8 protein-coding genes and 7 pseudogenes are annotated in these 15,719 nt (G+C 58.2%); 10 read left to right on the top strand and 5 right to left on the bottom strand.

Annotation, left to right across the window (positions count from 1 at the left end; genetic code table 11):
• Positions 1 to 46 precede the first annotated feature (46 nt).
• On the bottom strand, positions 47 to 271 hold the full coding sequence (locus A9K68_RS28470) for a hypothetical protein (RefSeq protein ID WP_065009174.1): 225 nt from the start codon (positions 269 to 271) through the stop codon (positions 47 to 49).
• Positions 272 to 331: 60 nt separating this feature from the next.
• Here A9K68_RS28470 and A9K68_RS32025 point away from each other — a divergent pair.
• The 6 genes and pseudogenes from A9K68_RS32025 to glyA all read left to right on the top strand — a co-directional run.
• Positions 332 to 641: pseudogene (locus A9K68_RS32025) on the top strand (hypothetical protein); the annotation flags it as partial.
• 689 nt (positions 642 to 1,330) lie between these two features.
• Positions 1,331 to 2,548 carry an arginine deiminase gene (locus A9K68_RS28465; protein WP_065009175.1) on the top strand — a complete coding sequence of 406 codons (1,218 nt, stop codon included), beginning with the start codon at positions 1,331 to 1,333 and terminating at the stop codon, positions 2,546 to 2,548.
• Positions 2,549 to 2,887: 339 nt separating this feature from the next.
• Positions 2,888 to 4,015 carry an alanine racemase gene (gene alr, locus A9K68_RS28460; RefSeq protein ID WP_065009176.1) on the top strand — a complete coding sequence of 376 codons (1,128 nt, stop codon included), beginning with the start codon at positions 2,888 to 2,890 and terminating at the stop codon, positions 4,013 to 4,015.
• A gap of 843 nt (positions 4,016 to 4,858) precedes the next feature.
• Positions 4,859 to 6,439, top strand: coding sequence for a carbamoyltransferase C-terminal domain-containing protein (locus A9K68_RS28455; protein WP_065009177.1), 1,581 nt, complete (start codon positions 4,859 to 4,861; stop codon positions 6,437 to 6,439).
• A 120-nt stretch (positions 6,440 to 6,559) separates the two neighbouring features.
• Positions 6,560 to 6,742, top strand: a complete 183-nt coding sequence (locus tag A9K68_RS28450; protein WP_065009178.1) for a hypothetical protein — start codon at positions 6,560 to 6,562, stop codon at positions 6,740 to 6,742.
• A 216-nt stretch (positions 6,743 to 6,958) separates the two neighbouring features.
• Positions 6,959 to 8,236, top strand: a complete 1,278-nt coding sequence (gene glyA / locus A9K68_RS28445) for a serine hydroxymethyltransferase (RefSeq protein WP_065009179.1) — start codon at positions 6,959 to 6,961, stop codon at positions 8,234 to 8,236.
• A gap of 36 nt (positions 8,237 to 8,272) precedes the next feature.
• Here glyA and A9K68_RS28440 read toward each other — a convergent pair.
• Positions 8,273 to 9,218, bottom strand: a pseudogene (locus A9K68_RS28440) (IS630 family transposase).
• A 225-nt stretch (positions 9,219 to 9,443) separates the two neighbouring features.
• Here A9K68_RS28440 and A9K68_RS28435 point away from each other — a divergent pair.
• A pseudogene (locus tag A9K68_RS28435) lies at positions 9,444 to 9,562 on the top strand (ACT domain-containing protein); the annotation flags it as partial.
• A 219-nt stretch (positions 9,563 to 9,781) separates the two neighbouring features.
• Here the strand turns inward: A9K68_RS28435 and A9K68_RS28430 are convergent.
• Positions 9,782 to 11,033: pseudogene (locus A9K68_RS28430) on the bottom strand (D-amino acid dehydrogenase).
• 74 nt (positions 11,034 to 11,107) lie between these two features.
• A pseudogene (locus A9K68_RS28425) lies at positions 11,108 to 11,854 on the bottom strand (formyltetrahydrofolate deformylase).
• 199 nt (positions 11,855 to 12,053) lie between these two features.
• On the opposite strand from A9K68_RS28425, the gene istA reads away from it, so the two are divergent.
• Both istA and istB read left to right on the top strand, forming a co-directional pair.
• Positions 12,054 to 13,340 carry an IS21 family transposase gene (gene istA / locus A9K68_RS28420; RefSeq protein ID WP_065009182.1) on the top strand — a complete coding sequence of 429 codons (1,287 nt, stop codon included), beginning with the start codon at positions 12,054 to 12,056 and terminating at the stop codon, positions 13,338 to 13,340.
• Positions 13,340 to 14,140, top strand: coding sequence for an IS21-like element ISSme2 family helper ATPase IstB (gene istB / locus A9K68_RS28415; protein WP_065009183.1), 801 nt, complete (start codon positions 13,340 to 13,342; stop codon positions 14,138 to 14,140). Before istA ends, istB begins: the two co-directional genes overlap by 1 nt.
• Before the next feature lie 154 nt (positions 14,141 to 14,294).
• Here istB and A9K68_RS28410 read toward each other — a convergent pair.
• Positions 14,295 to 14,599: pseudogene (locus A9K68_RS28410) on the bottom strand (IS3 family transposase); the annotation flags it as partial.
• Positions 14,600 to 14,664: 65 nt separating this feature from the next.
• Between A9K68_RS28410 and A9K68_RS28405 the strand changes: the two are divergent.
• Positions 14,665 to 15,716: pseudogene (locus A9K68_RS28405) on the top strand (IS110 family transposase).
• Positions 15,717 to 15,719 lie beyond the last annotated feature (3 nt).

The raw sequence follows: 15,719 nt of genomic DNA, 5'->3' as shown, positions 1-15,719 counted from the left end.
ATCATCGAGGGTCTCATCAACGTCGAGTGACCTTCATCGCGGGCGGCTAGGTCTTCTTGCGAAAGGCCGGTGGATTTGAAACGGTCCGGCCGATCTCGTTTAGGCGGCCCGGGTGGCCCTGCGCAAGCTCCGTCAGATCCGCTACGATGTCTTGTGCGAAGAATGCGCCCTCGGCGATCGGTTGCGCCAGATCGCCCGCCAGAACCGCCCCCGCGCGCCCGTCGACGAACACCCGCGCCCCAGTGATCGCAGCCGTATCGCTTTCGCGCATGTCGGCCTTAAACCCGCCTATAAGATCGAGGTGCGATCCCTCCCGCAGCTACGCGCCCGCCGCATCGGCCGGATATCCCGCTGCGGCGACGGTATGATTCGAACGCTGCTTTTACGAAGTCACACAGACACTGGCGACGCGCGTGACGAAAATGGTCGTGGCTGAGGGCGTGGGCGATGAATGTTGCCAGGCAGCGCGGCCGACAGAAGGCCATTGTCGGGTTGGCTCGCCGGCTGGCGGTGATCACGCATCGCATTTGGCGCGACGGCACGAGTTTCGTTGGAGGCGACAAGACATCATGCCGAAAGCCCTGATCGTGCGCCCCGACCATTGCAGCCTGCCGGCGCGCCCGGTGGCCCGTCAAGGGTAAGTAGCGGCGCGCTGACCATCGGCCACCCTTGACCGACCACTGCGCGCCGGCCCAGCCGAAACCAGGTCGGGGACGGTAGAACAGGGAGATGAAACATGATCGCAGAGCGAGCGTGACAAGGATCACCCCATAAGGTTTCCACCAGTCGGTGGGCCTTCGCGGGACGATGAATGAGGTGAGTTCGCGAGGGTTGCAGTACCGGTCACATCACAACGATTAGGACGCTTCCGAGATTGTTCCACCTCATTCTTCTGATCCCCATCAAGGCGACGGCCGAGCGCCGATCCCGCAGAGAAGCAAGGCCCCCGCGAAAACCTCAGATGCCGGCGAAGCGGAAAGCTCGAGAAGCGCTTGACTTCAACACGCCGAATCGAGAAGCAACCCTCGGACGCGCAGTGTAAGGCGAGCCAGCTCACCGGCAGAAGCGGACATACGGTCTTACCCTTTGTAGGGAGCCGGACAAACCTGTGAGCCTACCTGTCGGACGCGACAGTCAACCTCTTGATCACAAGTCGTCTTTGGTTGGCATACTTGTTGCTGGCGGAGAATTACTCATTCGCGTCAACGGAGCCGCCTATGTCCACGCAAACGATTTCATTTGAAAGCTATTCGCTGGCGACCGTAGAAAGCAACAGTAATCCCAACCTTGTGGCGGTGTATGACCTTCAACTGGCAGTGGGGACGGCCATATGACGACCTTAGGGGTTCATTCAGAAGTTGGCCGGCTACGCGAGGTCCTTGTTCATCGACCAGACCTTAGCCTCCGCCGCCTTACACCGAAGAACTGCAAGGGCTTCCTCTTCGAGGATGTGATTTGGGTCGAGCGTGCGCAAGAGGAGCACGATGCCTTCGTGGAAAAATTTCGTGAGCGCGGTGTCGTCGTTCGTTCTTTGGGCGAACTGCTGTCGGAAACTATGGTGTTGCCCGACGCCCGCGGCTGGCTCCTAAATCGACGCGTCTGTCCTTCAGTCGTCGGCCTGGATTTCGCCAATGAGTTGCGGAGCTGGCTTGACGAGATGCAGCCAAGTCAACTCGCGGCCTTGCTCATTGGCGGGATCGCGCGTGAGGATCTTGAGTTTGAGCCGCGCGGACTAACTGGCCGAACACTAAAGCCCGAGGATTTCGTTCTACCTCCTTTACCGAACCAGCTTTTTATGCGTGACAGTTCATGCTGGATCTATGGCGGCGTCTCAATCAATCCCCTGTATTGGCGCGCTAGACGGCCTGAGGCAGAGAACGTTGAGGCGGTCTATCGCTTCCATCCTCGATTTCGCGACGCTAGCTTCACACGCCTGTTGCCTGATCGAACAAACGATGTGCTCAGTCTTGAGGGGGGGGATGTGATGCCAATTGGCGACGGTGTTGTTCTAATCGGTATGGGTGAGAGGACCACGCCGCAGGCCGTCGAGGCATTGGCGCGCGCCTTGTTTAAGATCGACAAAATCACTCGCGTGATTGCGGCTCTGATGCCCCGGCATCGTAGCTTCATGCATCTCGACACCATCTTCACCTTCTGCGACCGAGACCTAGTGACGATTTACCCGCCCGTGGTGGAGGGGCTGCGAACGTTCACTCTCCGCCCGGGCAATTCTGAGGATATGGTCGATGTCACTGAAGAGGATGAACCCTTTTTGTCTGTGGTGGCCGAGGCTCTAGGACTTAAGGCCCTCCGCATAGTGCCTACCGGCGGCGATCACTATGAGGCGGAGCGAGAGCAATGGGCTGACGCAAATAACGTAATTGCGATCGAGCCAGGCGTTGTCGTTACCTACGACCGCAACGTCAATACGAATTCATTGCTAAGTCGCGCGGGCGTTGAAGTGATAGCGGTCGAGGGCGCAGAGCTCAGTCGTGGACGAGGTGGCGGCCGTTGCATGACTTGCCCGCTAGCACGCGATCCCAGCTAGAGGGATTACTCGCAACGACGATCCACTCCCAAGTCGCCAACCGCACGGTGGAAGGTGAATTTTTAATGGCCAAGCGGGCCTCGGAAAACATCGTTGCTCGCCTCTGTTCCACCCCTGATGCCAACCAATAACGTTAGGCAAAGTTGAAAACTCGGATGATAAAGACCGTCATCGGAAACTGTCTATTCCGCGGTTAAATTAAAAGCAGAAAGTGTCGCGCGATATCGAATCATGAGTGGAACTAGCGTGTAATAGCCTGAGCTTGCCCGCAATCCGGCGATTTGTGTCCATTCCGAGAAATGCGATGCTTCTCCAATAACCTGCAAAATGAGGTAAAAGATGTCTTCCATCCCGCAGCGCGCCGATGCTGTGCTAGAAGTCAATCTGGCGGCAGTCCAGACTAATTTCCAGACTGTGTCCACGATGGTCGGACCACATGTAAAGGTGGCCGCAGTCGTTAAAAATGACGCCTACGGGCTTGGTATTATTGAGGTCACAAGGACGTTGGCCGCCGCCGGATGCGATCTATTTTTCGTTGGAGATCTCCACGAAGCAATGGCCATAAGAAGTTCCAAGATAGGCGCGACGGTTGCGGTTCTCTGCGATCAATTTACGACCTTGAGGAAATACTATAGATCCAGCCGGATTACACCTGTAGTGAATAACTCCAGTGAACTGGATGCCATTAGCGCTGCGGGCGAGGCGCAAACATATTTTCTCAATGTGGAAACCGGCTTCTCTCGCTTCGGGCTTACTTTTGACGACGTACGCAGAAATTATCTTTCCGGCACTTTTAAGCGGCACCCCCCCTCAGTCGTCCTCAGTCACCTCGCTTGTAGCGATCAAGTTGCCGACGCAATGAATGTGTTGCAGAGTAATCGCTTTCGGGCGATCTCCAATCTGCTTAAACCTGCCCGTTGCAGTCTAGCCGCATCCGCCGGTGTTTGGCTCGGAAAGAATTTTCATTTCGATATCGTCCGGGTGGGTTCAGCGCTTTTTGGTCTCAACAACGCCGGCATTCAACCGAACCCTCTTCTGCCCGTCGTAAAACTTCAGGCAAATATACTCGATGTGCGCAATGTGCCCAAGGGTGAGGCGATCGGTTATGGCGCGACATTTCGTACTGTTCGAGACAGCCGCATAGCGATCTTGGGCATCGGTTACAAGCATGGCCTTCCATGGGCCTGCGGAAACAAAATATCCGTCCGGTTTGCTGGATATTCGGCTCCTCTGGTCGGAAGAACCTCGATGGACTCCACCGCGATTGATATAACGGACGTTCCTGAGGCAGTTTGTCTTCCGACCGTCTCGGTCGAATTGCTGGGTGAGAGTTTCACCGTGAATGATCTCGCAGCGGCCGCTGACGCTTATGCTCCGGAAGTGCTGATGCGCGTCGCCGCCGGTTGCGCAAGACGATACTTGAATGTGCCCTCTGCAATGCGATCGTCAAGAGTTAGGACTGATTAATGGCAAGCCGGGTTCGAAAGCGATCGGCTGGGGAACCATGCATTGCAGGTGGGTCAGGCACCGTTTCCGCTCGGCGGTGCGGGAATCATCCATCTCAAAAGGTTGTCCTCGGCCAGTTCAAGTCACTGACGGGGACCCGCCGCACTCGATGCCGACTGGTTTTGAGCCGATACTGCCACGTCGTCTATGCCATTATAGCGGCGGAGCCATGGTGGCAGTTTGCCTTGGCAAGGTATGCAACGGCGACCGCGACGAGGGCGACAGCGCTCTCCTCGCGCTCATTGGGTAATGACCTGGCGAAGCGACACGCGAAGTATGGTTGTGTCAGATATTCACCACCTTACGCCCGCGATGCCCGCCGGCGAGCGTCACCTCCACGAGCTTCTCGACCAGCGCAGACTGAAGTGGTGCAATGCTCGGGCATGTCTTGTCGCGCAGCAAATTGTTAATGAGGCCGTTCCTGCCGCCGCCACGCGCCCGATCTTTTGACTACCACGATCGCGGCGGCCCCAGACCACCAACAGAGTGAAACGCGCTCGCCAGAGGCAGATGACGCAACGTTCCTTTGAATGGAAATATTAATGTCATATATCTTTACAAGGATTTCGCCGACAATCACAAAACTTGACCATCGCCGGCTTTCAAGATCAGACCGAACTTGCTACATGCATGCTATAGAGTTGTTGCAAGGAAGAAGCGCCTTTTATATACGGTGATCTTCTGGCGATCAATTTGCTAGCATGGCTTGAGGAGTTGGTGCCGCAAGAGGCGAAAGCGCCTGGCTTGGTCAAAGTTTTTCCGCAATATCTCTGGTAGTCTTCATTCTGTAGGAGCTCATCCAACATGAGAATAATGTCGTTTAAGCCGGGCCATGACGGCACAATTGCAGGACTGGATGCGTCAGCAGCCGAGCTCATCTATTCATACGAGGCTGAGAAGGATAGCTTTCCCAGATATTCGACCATCACTCCATCAGCGGTCCTCGACGCCGCTGGCCGCTTGCACGCCATTCCGGATGTGATTGCCGTGAGTGGCTGGTCGATCACCGAAATCCCGAGCCACAGGCCGGTTGCGGCAGGCTACTATGGCCTTGGCAACGGATCGGAGATTGTCGGCGAGACATCTATCTTCGGCAGGAAGGTGCATTTCTATTCCTCAACGCACGAACGCTCCCATCTCTGGGGATCCTACGGCATGTCGCCGTTCCCCCTGGGAATGCCCTGCTATGCCCTGATTTGGGAAGGGGACATCGGCGATTTCTATGAGATCGATGAGCGACTGAAGGTAGCTCATTTGGGGAGAGTAATAACGGCTCCGGGCAGCAAGTATGCTCTTCTCTATGCGTTGGCCGATCCGAACTTCACCTTTCCCAAAGGACACTTGCGCTTCGAGGACGCCGGCAAGGTAATGGCGCTTTGCGCCTACGGTCAGCCCGGACCGCCTGACCGGGAAGAGCAGGCACTGATTGACTACTTGCTTCCAAGCGATCTGTACCCGCTGTCCAAGGAGACTCTGCTGAATTCGCCCTACTACAACATTGGCGTAACCGATCAGAAGTTCACTAACCTTGCTAGGCAAGTTTCGGACGCCATTTTCGAGTCGTTCCACACTTTCGCGAAGACGAATCTGACAAAGGGGTACCCGCTGCTGATTTCCGGCGGATGTGGATTGAACTGCGAGTGGAATCGCCGTTGGCTTGAAACAGAGCTTTTTTCAGATGTTTTCATTCCGCCATGCACAAACGATACGGGCTCGGCGATCGGGACCGCTGTGGACGCCATGCGGTATTTCACCGGCAATGCAAAGATCAAATGGGACGTGTATTCAGGGCAGCCGTTCGTGTTGGACGACATTGACCACACCGGACTCGTGATTTATCCACTCGACTACGAACAAGTGGCCTCGGCATTGCTCGATGACAAGGTGATCGGCTGGGTGCAGGGGAATTGCGAGATCGGGCCGCGGGCGCTCGGCAATCGGTCAATTCTCGCGGCGCCTTTTTCAAAAGCAACTCATGAGCGTTTAAACCGAATCAAGAACCGGGAGGCTTTCCGCCCGATCGCACCGGTTTGCCTGGAGCAGGACGTGGCGCTCCACTTCGACTTGGCACGCCCGTCGCCCTACATGCTTCTTTTTCAGAAGGTTATCGATAGCCGGCTAGAGGCCGTTACGCATGTTGACGGCACAGCGCGGGCCCAGACAATTTCATTGGATCAAAACCCCTCCCTGTTTCAGCTGCTTACCTCGTTCAAGGGAAAAAGCGGGGTCGGCGTTCTCTGCAACACGTCGCTTAACTTCAGTGGCACCGGCTTCATAAACCGTGCAAGCGACTTGCTGACCTATGCCCGAGCCGCAGGTCTCGACGGATTTGTTATCAATGATTCCTTCTACCTTTTCCAGGAGGCTCGCGCGGCATCGATATAAGAAAAAGACTATATGAAGGAATGTCCACTATCGAATTTGCGACGCTCGAAGGTAGCAGCTTTAGCGGCCCCTATGGTCCCTCATGATAATTTGTCTTAGTCGTTTAGCATGAATTAGAGTATGGCGGCATCGGACGGCCCTGTTGGCGGCGTCGAAGGCGGACAGAAAGTAGCAACAAAGCGAACGCAATTCAGAATGGAAACAGCGGAGCCGGCCATGTCCGGCGATGATGCTGCGGCGCGTGTTTACATGCGCAGTAATTTATCGATAAGCAAAGCTTCACTTGAGAAGCTCGATGTTTAATGGGTGCCACGATGCGGTATAATTTCGGCTACAAAAGTAATACCATTCAATGGTTCACTGTTGAAATTAGGCCTACGCTTCACCAAAGAACCGCAGAGCGCGCTGGCACGAAAACGCTCAACAAGAGTAGAACCCACTGGACGCCTTTTACCGCACCAAAGGTGTATTCGAGCCAGCATTAGCGCGGACCTTATAAGGTCCAAAGGAGACTCCGTCATGAAAGCAAAGAGACGGTTTTTCGAGGAGCCCCTGGCTCAGGCGGATCCTGAACTGGCACGTTGCATCTCGGCAGACGAGTCGAGGCAACGAAGTCAGGTGGAATTGATCGCCCCCAAGAATTACATGAGTAAAGCGGTTCGTGAAGCAATGGCATCCATGGTGGTATTCACCACCGTTGAGGGCTATCCGGGAAAACGGTATCACGCTGGTGTTGAAAACGTCGATGCCATTGAACGCCTCGCTATAGAGCGAGCCAAGGCGATGTTCGGTGCAGGACACGCAAATGTGCAGCCCCATTCCGGTAGCCAGGCCAACCAGGCAGTGTACTTCGCGTTACTCACGCCTGGCGACACAGTGCTGAGTATGGACCTTTCCTCGGGGGGGCACTTGAGCCATGGATTTAAGTCCAACTTGTCCGGTCGCTGGTTCAAGACAATATCATACGGCATAACACCTGACGGGCTCATCGACTACGATAGTATGGAGCAGCTCGCTCGCGAGCACCATCCCAAGCTCATTATTGTGGGCGGCTCCTCCTATCCTCGTGCTATCGATTTTCCTAAGGTGTCAAAAATCGCTGCGCAGGTTGGGGCAATCACACTCGCCGATGTATCCCACTTTTCCGGATTGATTGCTGCAAAAGAGTATCCGAGCCCATTTCCCTATATGGACCTAGTCACCACCACGACTAACAAGAATTTACGCGGACCGAGGGGAGGCCTGATAATGTCTCGCGAAGCGGCCTTAGGTAAAAAAATCGATTCAGCGGTATTCCCCGGCATTCAAGGTGGGCCGCTACCTGACGTCATCGCCGCCAAAGCCGTCTGTTTCGGCGAGGCCCTTAAGCCCGAGTTTACTGACTATGCCAGACGGGTGCTGAGCTGCGCGCGAACTCTGGCGAGCGGCTTGAGCGCACGAGGCTTCAAAATCGTCACAGGCGGGACAGATACGCCGTTCACGATGGTTGACCTCAGAACGCGTGGGCTGAAAGGCGATGGCGCGCAGAAGGCGTTGGAAGCTCATGGCGTGACAAGCAACCGCAATCTCGTACCGCAGGACAGGGAACCACCGAATGTCACCTCGGGGCTCCGGATGGGAACGTCCGCAATTGCAGCTCGTGGAATGGCTAATCCGGAAGCATCTGAACTAGCAGAGATCATTGCCGACGTTTTAGATCGACTTGCAGCAAATCCAGGCCAAGGGCTGGAAATCGACGTAAACATTGCGGAACGAGTGTCGACGCTGGCGGAAAGATTCCCACTATACCCCACCTAACCAGTGGGGCAAATGTTCCTCTAGAGCAGATTCGACTTATTCCGGGTCATATCCGGCTGCTGCGAAATAATGCCAGCATTCCTCGGCGCTGAACGCCGAGAGGCAGTTGGCCACGACTGACCAGAGTTCGTCGATGGTTCGGGCTGCAGCTTTTCTCAGGAGGGCCTTGAGCTTGGAGAACGCCATCTCGATCGGGTTGAAGTCAGGCGAGTATGGCGGCAGGAACAGGAGCCGCGCGCCAGCCTTCTCGATCGCCTCGCGCACGCCGCTGATCTTGTGAGCCGGCAGATTGTCCATGACAACGATGTCGCCGGGGCGAAGTTCGGGTGCGAGAACCTGCTCTGCATAAGCGAGAAAGGCCGCGCCGTTCATGGGACCGTCGAGCAGCATCGGCGCCGCCATGCTGTTCAACCGCAAGCCGGCCGTGAAGGTCGTGGTCTTCCAGTGACCGTGAGGGACGGCCGCCCGACACCGCTCGTCACACGGACTGCGTCCGCGCAACCCGCCATTTTCGTGGATGCCGCGGTCTCGTCGATGAAGATCAGCTTCTCGGGGTCGAGATCGAGTTGACCATCGAACCAGGCCCTGCGGCGGCGCAGGACGTCGGGAGGCTGCTGTTCGGCGGCGTGCGCCGTCTTTTTTTGAACGTGATGCCGCGCCGGTCGAGGAACAGCCATACAGTGGACGGCGCTACCCGTACGCCCCGCTCGGCTGCAAGGCGTTCACCGATCTCGGCAAGTGTGATGTCCGCCGTCTCCTCGATCAGGCCGAGAACGAAGGCCTCGTGCGCGTCGAGCTTCGAACGCGACGGCTGGCCTTGCTTGCGCGCCTCCATCTCGCCGGTCTCGCGATAGCGGCGATACCAGCTTCCCGCCGTCGAAATCCCGATCCGGAAGCGACGCGCAGCCTCCCGCGTCGATAAGCCATCCTCAATGGCCGCAATCACCCGCCCGCGCAGGTCGGCGCTCAGGCTCCTTGTCATCCTCACCCCCTCGCAAATCACCAGGAGCAGTGAATCAGACGAAACCTACCGAGTGAATCCCAAAACCGACTCTGCGTTCATCGAAGATGCTCTAGCTGTTATCCCGTGGTAGAGCCACATGGCAAGCGGCGCAGGATCAGCGAGCATAGAGCGCGGACACTCGGACATGCTCCTGCAGTGGAGCAAAAGCGCGCCTAAGAACGGCAACTCAGAGCGGACTACAATATGACTCAATACATACTTACTGTTTCTTGCAAGTCAACGCGTGGTATTGTAGCTGCGATTTCGACTTTTCTTTCAGATCAGGCTGCAATATTATTGACAGCTCGCAGTTCGACGACCTAGCCCGTCTTATGCACGACGATGGGCCTTTGAGGCTGGCGGATTTAGCTTAAGCGATTGATTTGGCGTAGATTCGGTTGCTTAGGCCAACAGCGCGGCGCGGCGCACCGTTCGGCTTGTGCTTGGCCGCACGACCGAGTTCACTCTGGGTCGCGGAAAGGACAGTCTCGACCTCTTCTCCCCAATGGCGACTTGCGGTCCGGATACGTCTTGCCCCGACCTCAGTTCCTGTACACCAACCCTCGCGGATCGATATCCGGCTTTCGCCCGGCGACGACATCGACGAGAAATTTTCCCGAGCCGCAGGCCATGGTCCAGCCGACATGGCCGTGGCCGGTGTCGGGATAGAGGTTTTTATAACATGCCCGGCCTATCACCGGCACCGAGTTCGGCATCATCGGCCTCAAGCCCGCCCAAAGTTCAGCCTTCTTCTCGTCGAAGGCGCCTGGGAACAGCTCCTTGCCGGTCCTGAACATGGGGACGAAGTCGCACGGCTGGAACGTGCGGTCGAAGCCGGTAAATTCGGCGGTCGAGGCGAGGCGCAGGCGGTTGCCCAGCCTGGAATAGGCGATCAGTTGGTCTTCGTCGACGCCCCCCATGGTCGGTCCCTTGTCCTCGTCATCAAGCGGCGCGGTCGCGGTGTAACCCTTCACCGGATAGACGGGCAGGTCGATGCCGTAGCGGCGGCCGAGCAAGCCGCTTTCCGGCCCCATCGAAATGACCACGCCATCGCCGGCAATCGGACCGGCCGAGGTCATCAGCGCGCGCACCTGGTCACCCTCGATCTCGAGGCCCTCGACCGTCGTGCCGTAAAGGAACTTCACACCGAGCTTTTCCGCAGCGTGGGCGGCGAGCTCTTCGACGAACTGCCGGGAATCGCCGGTCTGGTCGATCGGCGAATAGACGCCGCCAGCGATCTTTTCCTTCACGCCGGCAAGGCCCGGCTCAAGCTCGACCAGCCGGTCGCGGCCGACGATCTCGATCGGCAGCCCTATGCTCGGCCAGATAGCGATAATTGTCGGTGCCTGTGTCGAGGCTGTGCTGCGAGCGGAAGAAGTAGAGGATGCCCTTCTTGCGCTGGTCATAGCGAATACCGGGGTCGGCGGAGATGGCGTTGATGCAGTCTCGCGAATAGAGCGCCAGGCGCAGCTTGACCTGGCTGTTGTCGCGCAGGCGCTCTCTTGTGCACTGACGCAGAAAGCGCAGGCTCCAGGCAATGAAATAGGGATCGAAGCGCAGCCGCACCTTGATGCCGAGATCATGATTGTAGAGCCCGCGCAAAAAGGTCTTCAGCGCCGCCGGGGAGGCCCAGGCGGTGGCGTCGCCCGGCGACACCAAGCCGGCATTCGACTGGCTGGTGCCGCGCGCCGGCTCCGGATGGCGCTCGATGACGGTGACCTCATGGCCGTCGGCGGCCAGATAATAGGCGGCCGCCGTTCCGACAACGCCGGCCCCGAGCACCGTTATCTTCATGTCATCCCCCGAAGAAATCTTCCGCCGCATTGTCGGCATGCCGCTATCGACTTGCCGTCAACGAGGCCAAAGCGCTACCCCATCCGTTCTGACGCAAAGCTGCCGGGCTTGCCGGGAAAACGACGGTGCGATTGCCGTTGATGAAAGAGCGGTGATGAATATGCGCATGGACAGCGCGCGCCAGCACCTGGCTCTCCACATCGCGGCCCAGCGAGACGTAATCTTCTGGGATTTGTGCATGTGTGACGCGAACTGTGTCTTGCTCGATAATCGGCCCCTCGTCGAGATCGGCCGTGACGTAATGCGCCGTGGCATCGATCAGCTTCACCCCGCGCTCGTAAGCCTGTTTAGATGGGTTTGACCCCTTGAAGCTCGGCAGGAAGGAATGATGGATGTTAATGATCTGGCGAGACATCCGCCTGCAAAGAGCATCCGACAGAACCTGCATGTAGCGAGCAAGCACGATCAACTCGGTTTCGGTCTGTTCGACAACTTCGACAAGTTGAGCCTCTGCCTGCGGCTTGTTTTCCCTGGTTACCTTTATGTGGTGGAAGGGTATGTCGTGATTGACGACCACCTTCTGGTAGTCGAAGTGGTTGGAGACGACCCCCCACGACGTCGATTGGCAGAGCGCCGATCTTCCAACGGTAGAGCAGATCGTTCAGACAATGGCCGAAGCGAGATACCATCAGCAGGACCTTCATCCGGCTTTCGCCGTCAAACAGCTCCACCCTCATTTCAAATTTATCCGCGATCGGCTTGAAGCTCTCCTTCAGTTGCGTCGCCAGGACACCTTCTTCCGAAATGAAGCCGACTCGCATGAAGAATTTGCCGGTGTCGAGGTCGTCGAACTGCGAGCTGTCAATAATATGCAGCCTTGATTCTGAAAGAAAAGTCGAAATCGCAGCTACAATACCACCATTGCTTGCAACAAACAGTTAAGTACGTGTCGGGCGAAATGAGAAATTGACCCCCACACGAAACGAAGAACTGACCCCTCGTTTTTGAGAGGATCAGTAGATGCACGATGAATTTCCATCGAAGCTCGCGTTGTCGAAAACGGTGCGGGTTGAGGAGATGCGGTCGGGGGAAGAAGTTTCAGCAATGGTGCGACTGCATGGGATTGGCTGGGGAGCGAAACGGATCGCGCAGGAGTTCGGTTGCGCGCGCAATACGGTTCGTCGCTACCTTCGCGAAGGCGGCGTTGTTGCCTATCGTCAGCCCCGGCGTCGAACAGCCTTTGATGGCCTGGAGGATTGGCTTCGGGAGCGGTTTTTCCGCCATGAAGGCAACGCGGACGTCATTCGCCAGGAGCTGGCGAGCGAACATGGGATTGTGATCGGGCTTCGCTCGGTGGAGCTGAGGGTGAAGTGCTGGCGCCGGGAATTAAAGGCGCAGAAGCGGGCGACGGTCCGCTTCGAGACAGCGCCCGGTCATCAGATGCAGATCGACTTTGGCGATACTCGGGTCTGGATCGGCGGCGAGCGGGTGCGGATCCATGTGTTTGTCGCCACGCTTGGCTATTCGCGCCGGATGCATGTCCGGGCTTCGCAGAGGCAGCGTCAGGCGGACTGGTTCGAAGGGATTGAAGGCGCTTTTCTGCGGTTCGGCGGCGTTCCCGCGGAAGTGCTGATCGACAATGCGAAGGCGCTGGTCGAACACCATGATGCGGTGACGCGAGAGGTCCGATTCAACACGCGACTGCATGCGTTCGCCCGGTACTGGGGCTTCACGCCGCGGGCCTGTGCTCCCTATCGGGCACGCACGAAGGGAAAAGACGAACGCGGCGTCGGCTACGTCAAGAAGAACGCGATCGCCGGGCGTCGGTTCGAGAACTGGGCGGCATTCGAGGCGCATCTCGACCGCTGGACGCGCGAGGTCGCCGACCAGCGTGAACACGGCACCACCGGCGTTGCGCCAGCGGAACGCTTTGCCGAAGAAGCCAAGGCGCTGCGCCCTCTGGCAGACCGTGCCCCATTCGGGCAATTGCGGGATCTGGTCCGCAAGGTCCAGGCCGACTGCGCGATCGATCTCGACACGAACAGCTACTCCGTGCCCTGGCGCCTGATCGGTGAGAGCGTCCAGGTCGTGGTTTTGGCCGGCCGCGTGATTATCCGCCATGCGGGCCAGGTCGTCGCAGACCACGCCTTTTGCCGTGGGCGACGACAACGGATCGTGGATCGCGCTCATTTTGTCGGTGTAGCCGGCTTCGAAGGGCCGGTGCGTGCAACTCCCATTGATGTCGCTCCAGCCGCCTTGCTGCGACCGCTCGCGGAATACGAGGCGGTTGTTGGAGGGGCCTGGTGATGACGACCGTTGATCATGACGTGCTCATCGCAACGCTCGATCGGCTGAAGCTGACGGCGATCCGTGACCAGCTCGATACGCTGCTGGACGAAGCTGCCCGTTCGAAGATGACCTTGCGGGAAGCCTTGGCCTTCCTGGTGTCGCGCGAGATCGCCCGTCGCGACGAGCGGCGCATCTCCATGTCGAGCAAGCTCGCCCAGTTCCCGTTCGTGCGCGAACTCGACGGCTTCGACTTCGATGCCCAGCCTTCACTCGATCAGGGCCAGATCAGGGAACTCGCGACCTGCCGCTGGATCGCACACGGCGACACAGTCCTGTTCCTCGGACCGCCCGGAACGGGCAAGACTCATCTTGCCGTGAGCCTCGGCCGCGAGGCGATCCGCCAGAACTACAATGTGCAGTTCGTCACGGCAGCGACGCTGGTGGCGATGCTGGCCAAGGCACATGCCGATGGCTCGCTGGACAAACAGTTGACGACCTTGTCGCGGCCGAAATTATTGATCATCGACGAGCTGGGCTATTTGCCCTTCGAAGCCAATGCCGCACACTTGTTCTTCCAACTGGTGTCGCGGCGCTACGAGAAGGGATCGATTCTGATCACTTCCAATCGTTCTGTGGGCGAATGGGGAAGTGTTTTTGGCGACCCCGTTGTGGCCACGGCGATCCTGGATCGCCTGCTTCATCACTCCACGGTGATCACCATCCGCGGTGACAGCTATCGGCTCCGCGAAAAGCGCCGGTCCGGCCTTCTGCAGAAGGTCGGACCGGCACTCGAAACCAACGAAACAGCAAACCAATGAAGGGGGTCAGTTCTTCACTTCGCCAATGGGGTCAAATCCTCGCTTCGCTTGACAGTACGTACTGAGTCATATTGTAGTCCGCTCTGAGTTGGCCGACGTCGACCTCGAGGAAGGGGTCCTGTGCGTCCGCGAGAGCCAAGTTTTACAAGACCAGAACCGCTCGGCGCCTGGAGCGTCGCTTGCGCACGGCCAGTCCTTCTTCGCGGTAGAGCCGGTAGATGCGGTTGATACCCGATGCCTCGCCCGCGCGCCTGAGCAGAATGAACAGGCGTCGATAGCCGAAGCGGCGGCGCTCGTTGGCGAGGTCGCGTAACCTTGTGCGCAGCTCCGCGGACGCCGGGACTGATAGCGGACCATCTTGCGATCAGCACCGACGAAGGAACAGGCCCGACGCTCCGACACGCCCATGGCGGCCTGCAGATGCGCGACGGCTTCGCGCTTGGCGGCGGGCCCTACCATTAATGGGATGGTCCGCCCCGTCCTCCCGCAGCATCATCCGGGCGGTCCCACCAAAGGAGGTTGCAATGTCCCCAGGCAATGCGCCGCGCCCTGCGGCAGTCTATGGAGTCGATATCGGCAAGAACATCTTCCACGTCGTCGGCCTGGATAGCGGCGGCGAGCCCATCCAGCGAGCTCGCTTCCGACGCAACACGCTGCTGCAATTTTTTGAACGAGCAGCGCCAGCGGTCGTGGGGATGGAGTCGTGCGCAGGATCACAATGGATCGCCAGGAGACTGCATGCCCTGGGGCACAAGGTTCGCCTGATCTCAGCGCAGTTCGTGAAGCCCTACGTGAAGTCGAACAAGAGCGACATTATCGATGCCGAGGCCATCGCCGAAGCTGCCACTCGACCGACGATGCGGTTCGCAGCAATCAAGAGCGAGGAACAAGCTGACCTCCAGGCGCTGCATCGGGTACGCGACCAGATGATCGGCACGCGAACCCGTCTGATCAACCAGATGCGAGCGTTCTGCCTGGAGTATGGCACCGCGTTGAGACAGGGAGCGGGCCTGTTCAAACTCGACCTGCCACTGGTTCTGGATGACGCGTCGAACGACCTCTCGCCGGCGATGCGCAAACTGCTCATGGACCTGTTCGCCGACCTACGCCAGCTGGAGCAGCGCATCGACGACGTGACGAGGGAGATCGCTGGGATTGCAGATCGAGAAGATGTTGCCCGCCGGCTTATGACGATCCCCGGAATCGGAGCACTGGGCGCCACCGCCCTTCTTGCGGCCGTCGACAATGGGCGCCAGTTCCAGAAGGCCCGCGATCTGGCCGCTTGGCTGGGCCTTGTCCCGCGGGAACACTCGACCGGGGGCAAGCAGAAGCTCCTCGGTATCAGCAAGCGGGGGAACCGCTCGTCCGCAAGCTCCTGGTTCATGGAGCACGATCGTGCTTCCGTCATCTGGATCGAACGCGGGATCGCCTTGGAAGCTGGCTTGATGGTCTTCAGAGCCGGATGCACCCGAACAAGGCCGTTGTCGCACTTGCCGCCAAGATGGCGCGTATTGTCTGGGTTGTGCTGACCAAGCCTGGGGCGCTCTACGAACGCAGGGATCCAGCATTCGCCTGACGC

This window comes from Mesorhizobium sp. AA22 (assembly GCF_001672375.2).
GTDB lineage: Bacteria > Pseudomonadota > Alphaproteobacteria > Rhizobiales > Rhizobiaceae > Mesorhizobium > Mesorhizobium wenxiniae.
Note: the sequence above shows the minus strand (reverse complement) of the source record. Positions and strands in the feature narration are given on the sequence as shown.

Bases quoted from the DNA above. Each gene is read 5' to 3' on its own strand.
- A9K68_RS28465 (WP_065009175.1), top strand. From the start codon at position 1,331: ATGACGACCTTAGGGGTTCATTCAGAAGTTGGCCGGCTACGCGAGGTC.
- istB (WP_065009183.1), top strand. From the start codon at position 13,340: ATGACGACCGTTGATCATGACGTGCTCATCGCAACGCTCGATCGGCTG.
- alr (WP_065009176.1), top strand. From the start codon at position 2,888: ATGTCTTCCATCCCGCAGCGCGCCGATGCTGTGCTAGAAGTCAATCTG.
- A9K68_RS28455 (WP_065009177.1), top strand. From the start codon at position 4,859: ATGAGAATAATGTCGTTTAAGCCGGGCCATGACGGCACAATTGCAGGA.
- A9K68_RS28450 (WP_065009178.1), top strand. From the start codon at position 6,560: ATGGCGGCATCGGACGGCCCTGTTGGCGGCGTCGAAGGCGGACAGAAA.
- istA (WP_065009182.1), top strand. From the start codon at position 12,054: ATGCACGATGAATTTCCATCGAAGCTCGCGTTGTCGAAAACGGTGCGG.
- A9K68_RS28470 (WP_065009174.1), bottom strand. From the start codon at position 271: ATGCGCGAAAGCGATACGGCTGCGATCACTGGGGCGCGGGTGTTCGTC.
- glyA (WP_065009179.1), top strand. From the start codon at position 6,959: ATGAAAGCAAAGAGACGGTTTTTCGAGGAGCCCCTGGCTCAGGCGGAT.